Genomic DNA, 7,539 nt, shown 5'->3' with positions numbered 1-7,539 from the left:
AGCATCGTTTCCGATCATAACTACGGTGCGTGACGAATACCGCGTCTCTACCCCGGCTCGCAGTGGTGGGCGGCACGCTGTCCGGTGGCAAGCCGAGCCGCACCGCAGGTGCGCCCGCGCCGAGGAGCGGAAGCGGCGCGGCAGCACATTTCCGAACCTGCCCAGTGTGCGGATGCGGACCTTCCACCTTCCGGAGACCGACCAGCGGATTATGAGCGGTCGTGTAGTTCATCCGCCTATGTCCGCTGACGTTCGTCGGTGCAGGTCGCAGGTTTGATTTTTTCCGTGGACGTACGCCGACGTCCGTAGTCATAAGCCGGCGTGGCTGCCACCGGTGGCGTCGAATTCATGCTCTCCCTGGCCCGGCTCGAACCGCTTCGTCCGTCGCCTGCGACCGTCCACGGACATCCGTCGGCTGACCGAACCATCCGATGACAGGAGCAAGAAGGTAGTCTGTCTGCCGGTATTTGTGGATGTCCGGTCGCTTGGAGCGGGTGTCCGTTAGCGTCTGCACGCCGTCCCGTACACCCCGGCCGGGCGGCTGCCCGGCGGCACGCACGATCCGGCCTTCGCGACCAAGCCGCAGCTCGCGGTCGACCTGGTGGGTCGGGCCCGCGGGGCGCCGGTGCCGTTCGCGGCTGTGGTCGCCGACTGCTTCTACGGTCCGAGTGAGACCGGCACCCTCGTCGGGGCGCTGGGCCGCGCCGGCGTGCCCTACGTGCTGGCCCTCAAACCGCACAGGGGTATCTGGGCGCGTATCGCGGATCCGCACACCCCGATCGAGGCCGCCAGGGCGGCCGGCTGGCGCAGCCGTCGCCGGCCCGGTTCCTGGCAGCGGGTGACCCGCCGGTTCCGTGACGGGCACACCGAAACCTGGTGGGCGACCGATGCCCGCCTGGGCTGCTGGGGCACGGACGGCCCCCTGCGGCTGGTCGTGGCCACCACTGACCCGGCCGGCCTCCCCGAGCACACCACCTGGTATCTGATCACCAATCGGCCCCGTCCCGGCAGCCCACCGGCTGCCCCCTCACCGCTGCCGCCGGCCGACCTGGCCGAGATCGTGCGCTGCTACGGGCTGCGTACCTGGGTCGAGCAAGGCTACAAACAGGTCAAAAACGAACTCGGCTGGGCGGACTTCCAGGTCCGTTCCGACGTCGCGATCCGCCGCTACCTCACCCTGGTCTGCTGCGCGTTCTCGTTCAGCTGGCAGACCTGGTCCGACCAGCAGCTCCCCACCCCCACACCGGAGACGACCCAGGCGGAGGGTTCCCGAGAGAGGGGGGCCCGCACCGGCTTCCCGGCACATACAACCACCCAGCTGGCCCCAGGCGATCCGCGCCGTCCGCGGCTGGCTGACCCCCGCCATCGTGCTCACACGCTGGTGGCGGGCATGGTCCACAACGCCCCCACCCGCTGAACTCCAGGCCCTGATCGACGCGGTCGGCGCCGGTCACGGCCTGCACCTCTACCTCCCACCCTGATCCAACAAACTACCGGTAAATGGCCCTGACCCCAACCCCACCAACATCACTCACCACGATCTACGAACCGCTGCCCAGCAAAAATGCCGAGGCCCTGCTATGGCCACTTGGTTTCGCCAACTCTGAAGCATCATCCAATCCTCGATAATCTTTTCTGGACCATTATGGTCATACCCTCTACATCCTTTTTTGCAGCACTCTTCGCAAACTCTTCCAGGGTATTTAAATAGCTATACGGGTCGCCGCGTAATACCCTCTCACTCTCGACGAAAGGCCGTATGGCCGTCCAGGTCTTCTCGAGCCGATAACGGATGGGAAGAATGACGACGTTTTCGTCGACGACCTCGAAGGCGAGCAGGTAGCCGAGCATCTGGTAAAAGAATGATACTTCAATGACTTCCCCCCGAATGTCCGCCGGTAGACGGGTAACTCCTAAATTTGGGTCGCGCGAAGGTAGCTCCTCCCAAATCTTCTCTTCTTTCAGGTAGAAAGACTGGGTCGTGTGGCGATCAAGCATTTCGATGATGATTGGGAGCTGATTTGCGCGGTCCGCTGATCGCGCCTGCCGTGCTGCGAGCAAAGTTGAAGTCGCCAAAGAAGCTAATGAGATAAAGATGGCGCTGACATTTAGCAGCGAGCCGGCCATTTTCACACACATCCCACCACGGCTCGATGGCACATACCTCGGCCATACAGGAAATGTACCGTCAACTCTTTCATTAGTTCACGAAGTCCCTTATTGTTACGAAGACAAATATTTAAACAACAAGAAAATTCAACTCCACCCAAACGACGAACGGCCGAGTAGAACCAGCCAGCCGCAGACCTGAACAAAGATCAGATAGAGCAGTGGCACGGACATAGTTGACCCTCATGCCGACAGCTGAGCCGTCGCATAACCCCAGCTCACAGGCCCAAGCCGACTTCTGGCACTCCACACGTCGAAATCAGTGGGATGGCGCCGCCGTGGGCCGCGCCGAATCCGCCCGATAGTACCGGCCGAACGTCACCTGCCCGACGAGGCGCAGTTCGTCGGCTTCTCCATTTGCACCACGGGGAATCAGGGGCTGTGCCCGGCCCGGGATACCGGGGATCCGGCCGGTGGCCTGCACGGCTTCCGGTACCGCATACGGCTCCAGCACACCGGTCAGCTTTTCCAGGTCCAGCCGGGCCCGCTTCGCCACCTCTGCCGGAAACTGAACGCCACTAACAGTGGCCTGTAGCGCCCGAAGCGCATCGGCCAGTTGACCGAATTCGGACGCCTCGTCGGACATGGACCGACCGGCTCTCCAGATGTCCACCACCTAATTATTGTCATTACTGGACGGAGAGACGCACCTCCCAGGCACCAGCACGGAGCACGACTTCCACGAGGACAGCAGACCCGCCCGGCAGACTCAGGCACGCACGAACTCCTGCTTGGACCCGGTGTCGGCCAGAGTGAGCCTGCCCGCCGAGCAGGTAAAGATATCCGCCTGATTAAGTTCGGCCGGGACGGTCTGTCTGCCCAGATACGTGTGATTGACACGGGCGTCGACGACAAAGGACCCACTCGTCGTGCTGTAGTTGACAGTGGTATTACTGACGGAGAAGCGGAAGGTCGCCCGACCGACTTCGGTGAACGAGTAAAAATTCCCGTCTGTACTTCCGTAGCCAGAAAACGTTACGTTCTCGACCTGGCTCCCACTTCCGTCGTCGTTGAACTGAACGACAGTCGTGGAGGTGTCGCTCGCGTTCATGTCAACCGTACCGGGAGTGTCCAGGACAAACTGCGACGCGTTTAGCGTCCAGGCCCATCTGGAGAGCTTCCAGGTCCCGATCAGGCAATTCCGGCCGTCCATCGGCCTGCCCTTCTTTGCGGGATCGGCCGCATCTGCACCGGCCGACGCCGACGTGTCGGGTGTGTCTGGCGCGGTGGACACCACCGGCGCGGCTGTCGCGACGGGCGCGGCTGCCGATCTACTCTCCTGCCACTGCAGAACCCCGAAGATCGCACCAGTCAGGACACTGACGACGCCAATTACCGCTTCGACTCTGTGCCAACGCCCCTCACCTGGCACCCCCGCCCTTGCACCCGACATTCAAGCCTCCAGATCCAGGTTCCCGAGTAGCATCGCGTACTCCTCGGTTTTCGGGCACGGTGAGTCACCTCCGCCCTGAGCTCGGTGGAGCGGTACCGACCGACCGCTATCGTCCATGGCCCACACAGGTGAACTCCAGCTTCAGGACCACTCAAAGCCAGGCGTCCAGCTACTCAACTTTCATCGCCACGGCGGGCCGGTCCGCCACCGAGGCCCGGAGCAGCTGCTCCGCTGCAGCGGATCGTGGTGGCACCGACCTGGCGGGCTGGGGCCTGATCCGCTGCTCAATGCTCGGTCTGGCGGGCCTGAAGCAGTTCGTACAGTTTCATCAGACCGGCGAGTTCAGCCCGCCCGGAGATGTTCAGCTTCCGGTAGATCTCGCGGAGGTGGTTACCCGCGGTACGTTTCGTGACGAACAGCTTCTTGCCTATCCCGGGGTCGCTCAGGCCTTCGGCGGCGAGGCTGGCGACCTTTCGTTGCTGATCGCTGAGTTTCGGAATCAGAATCCGAGGCGCGGATAACCATGGATGGTCACATTTGGACAGGAGGTCGGCGAGGTATCCGGCAAGTGCGCCGACCCCGATGGCATCTTTCGGACGGGGTAGCTGGAAGGCCTGTGCCGCAGTTTCCGCCGCATAGTGCCACAGGCCGAGGTCCGCGTAGCTGCCCGCGCTCACCCGCAGTCCGGCCTGATCGGCGGCGAGCAGTGCCTCGGCGTGCCGCCGCACGAGAACGGGCAGGCGACCGTTCACCATCGATTCGAGTTGCTCCAGCCGTTGGACGTCCGAGGAGCCGACGAGCCCGTATCTGAGCAGGGCGAGCAGGGCATGTGTTTCCAGGCCGTGGAATCCATCGTCTCGTAGGCGGTCCGCCAGGTGTCGCAGGGTGGAATCGGCCGTTTCGAAATGTCCCTCGCTTGCGGCGACCTGGGCGCGGGAAAGCTCGATCCACGGATACATGAGAGTCATCGTCCGGGCATGCCGCTGGTCGGCTTCCTTAAGTAGTTGCGCTGCCTCCGGAAGGTGCCCCAGAAGCGCGGCGCAGTGCGCCTGTTCCGCGAGGAGCGCGGAAAGTAGCGTCTGCCCGCCCCGCTCCGCCAGCGTGAGAGCCTCCAGGGTGGTGGCCTGCGCCGATTTGAAACGGCCGGTCAGTCGCTGACGCATCGCCTCCGCGAGGCCCTCCTGCGCTCCGAAGAGTGGGAAGTCCTCGGCCTGGTCCCTGTCGGTGTCGCGCAGCAGGTTGCTAGCGGTCGCGGCCGTGACGCTCCACCGGGCGAGGGTGGCGACTGCCCGCAGGTAGGGCAGGTCGGGTAGATGGTCCGGAAGATGGCTCTCGAAGTCGCGCAGCTCGTCGAGTAGAAGCTCGCCGCCACCGTGATACGCGGCGAGGACAAGGCGATGCCCTTCGGCGAACAAGCGCCCGCCGGTCCAGCTCTTCTCCGTTTCCGCAATCTCGGCCAGGCGCTGGTGCGCGGTGCGAAAATCGCCGCGCCAGGCGAGCTGACATATCGACACAGCCCGGAGCAGGGTCGAGCCGGGGCCGCCAAGGGCTTCCGCGGCACACCACAGGCGCTCAGCCGCGGTCGGGTCGTTCAGCATGCCGAACTCGATCATTCCCCGCGCTATGGACCAGCGGATCCACTGCTCGTCGGTCTCCAGCGCGGGCTCGGCGGAGTTCAGGAGTTCGATCGCTTGTTCCGGCTCGCCGGTAAAACCGAGGATCGACGCGCGTAGATCGACGGCGTCGAAGCCGCCGCCGGCGGCCAGTGCGGCCCTGGCGAGTTCCCCGGCCAGCGACAGATCGAAACGGGCGTATGCCGTGCGCCCCGCCCGGACCAGCAGGAGTGGGTCGCCGACGGTGTTGGATCTCATCCGCCAGACCGCCACACGCAGTTCGTCGTCCCGCCGCCGCATGCCGGTCCGCTCGACGTATTCCGCGAGGTCGCCGAGATGGCGTTCGGCGTGTGGCATGCTCCGCACCACCTCGCCGAACACGGGGTGGTCAAGCCTTACATCCCGCCGCTGGCGTCGGCGGTCCGCCTGGATGAGCTTCTGGTCTTCGGCCGACGTGACAGCATATTTCCCGACCAGCCCGACGAGCATCCCGTAATCGATCGGTTCGGCAAGCGCGACAATCTCCACGACCGTGCGCAGGTTATCGGGCAGATTACGCACCCGTTCCTCGAGAACGCTGAAGACGTCGATGTGTAGCCGGGTCATGTCTCCGGACCAGTGCCAGAGGCCACCGACCTGGCTGACCTCACCGGACTCCCGCAACCCGTCGACCAGTTCGCGCAGCGTCAACACGTTGCCTTCCGTCAGCTGCCACAACCTGTTCCCCGTGCGTCCCTCCACTCGGCCGCCAAGCACACCCGCCAACAGGTGATCAGTCTGCGACCGGTCCAGCGGCGGGACCGGGATCCGCGTGACCAGGTCACGCTTCCACAGCTCCGCGACGCTGTCGGGAACGCGCCCCGGGGTCCGACGTGTCCCAAGGACCAGCACGTGACCGGTCCGGGTGGCGCGCAGAACCAGATCGGCGCTCGTCGTGTCGAGCAGCTGCATGTCATCGATCGCCAACACCACCTGGTGAACACTCGACGGCCGCTCGACGAGGCTGTCGAGGACGAGGTTGAGCTCCCGTGCTCCCACAACCCCATGCGGCTCCTGATGAGGCAGGAATTCAGCGAGCGCCCCCAACGGGATGGCGGACATGGCCTCGGTGGCGTACACACGCTTGACCGTGAAGGTGCCCGCGTCCTGCTGCCCGGCGATCTCCCGCAACAACCGACTCTTGCCGACGCCCGCCGCACCCTCGAGGAGCATTCCTCGGCCCTCGGCTAGCGCCGCCGTGACCCGGCCCACCTCGATGGACCGGCCGACGAAGGGCCAAGCGTGCACCATGCTGCCGAATTATGTCGTGGTCGATCCGTCGACGAACCCACCCGGCCACAATGCGGGCCCACCCCAGGGTAACGTCGGTGAAGACCGACCCAACCGTGATCACATCGCCGTTCGCACGGGGCTGTCCGACCTGAGGCTCTGGCGCACTTCCGGTGGTGACCGACGGTTAGCGTTTGTTGCGGCCTACTGGGATGATGATGTGCCTGACACTCCAGACATTTGGGGCGTCACCACCGAGGGTGGCGGGCGGGCTCAACACGCTGCCATGAACATTCAGAGCGCTGCCGACTACCCGGATTGCGTGGCTTCGCATGCTCCTCCCCCCAGCATCTCGTCTCGATTACATATCGTCACCACCGAATGTGCACCAGAGCCAACCATCTGACACCCCCCGCGACCGCCGAACTGATCAAGCTTTATGGTGATCGCTGGGGGATTGAGACGGCCTTCCTCGAGCTGAAGGCCACGATGCTCGCAGGCAAGGTCCTGCGCTCACGCACCCCCGACGGCGTCGAGCAGGAAATCTACGCCCTGCTCGTGGCCTACCAGGTGATCTGGATCGCGATCGCCGACGCGATGCTGCACGACCCGGGTTTCGACCCCGACCGCGGCAGCTTCACCACCGCCCTGGAGACCGCCCGCGACCAGCTCGTCCAGGCCGCCAACATCCTGACCGGCGAGACGGTCGACCTGATCGGCGTGATCGGCCGCGCCGTGCTCGACGACCTGCTGCCCGACCGGTGGCTACGCGTCAGCCCCCGCGTCGTCAAACGCGCGATCTCCAACTACGCCGCCAACACCGCCAAGGGCCACCTCCACGGACCCAGCTACAAAGCCACCGTCAGCCTCGACATCCTCGCGCCGGACCCGTTGACAGATGGTTGACCCGCCTATCTACACGGCCTTGGGGCTAGCGTCCACCCTCGTCCGCCGTCTTGGCTGTCAACTTGCCTGTCAGTCGTATCGCGGCGCGGGGAGCGTTGGAAGATCAGGACAGTCGGCACACTGGTTGCCCGGTCAGGTCGGCGATCAGCTCGAAGTCCTTGTCGCGGTGCAGGAGCGTGAGTCCGGCGG

The 7,539-nt window shown here is 64.6% G+C and carries 6 protein-coding genes; 2 read left to right on the top strand and 4 right to left on the bottom strand.

Going from position 1 to position 7,539, the window contains the following annotated elements:
- Positions 1-508 precede the first annotated feature (508 nt).
- On the top strand, positions 509-1,417 hold the full coding sequence (locus NBW77_RS21435; RefSeq protein WP_131744585.1) for an IS701 family transposase: 909 nt from the start codon (positions 509-511) through the stop codon (positions 1,415-1,417).
- A 194-nt stretch (positions 1,418-1,611) separates the two neighbouring features.
- On the opposite strand, the gene NBW77_RS21430 is transcribed toward NBW77_RS21435, so the two are convergent.
- From NBW77_RS21430 to NBW77_RS21415, 4 genes are all read right to left on the bottom strand, one after another.
- Positions 1,612-2,127 (bottom strand): DUF4760 domain-containing protein, encoded by a 516-nt coding sequence (locus NBW77_RS21430; protein ID WP_131744586.1) that lies wholly within the window; start codon positions 2,125-2,127, stop codon positions 1,612-1,614.
- A 301-nt stretch (positions 2,128-2,428) separates the two neighbouring features.
- Positions 2,429-2,755, bottom strand: coding sequence for a hypothetical protein (locus NBW77_RS21425; protein WP_131744587.1), 327 nt, complete (start codon positions 2,753-2,755; stop codon positions 2,429-2,431).
- A gap of 123 nt (positions 2,756-2,878) precedes the next feature.
- Entirely contained in the window at positions 2,879-3,541 is a 663-nt protein-coding gene (locus tag NBW77_RS21420) for a hypothetical protein (RefSeq protein ID WP_131744588.1), read from the bottom strand.
- A 305-nt stretch (positions 3,542-3,846) separates the two neighbouring features.
- Positions 3,847-6,465, bottom strand: a complete 2,619-nt coding sequence (locus NBW77_RS21415) for a helix-turn-helix transcriptional regulator (RefSeq protein ID WP_131744589.1) — start codon at positions 6,463-6,465, stop codon at positions 3,847-3,849.
- Between the two features lie 360 nt (positions 6,466-6,825).
- Here NBW77_RS21415 and NBW77_RS21410 point away from each other — a divergent pair, with 360 nt between their 5' ends.
- Positions 6,826-7,350 carry a transposase gene (locus NBW77_RS21410; RefSeq protein ID WP_131744590.1) on the top strand — a complete coding sequence of 175 codons (525 nt, stop codon included), beginning with the start codon at positions 6,826-6,828 and terminating at the stop codon, positions 7,348-7,350.
- The last annotated feature ends 189 nt before the right edge of the window (positions 7,351-7,539 follow it).

The organism is Frankia sp. Cppng1_Ct_nod (assembly GCF_920656135.1).
GTDB lineage: Bacteria > Actinomycetota > Actinomycetes > Frankiales > Frankiaceae > Protofrankia > Protofrankia meridionalis.
This window is presented reverse-complemented; position numbering and strand designations above follow the sequence as displayed.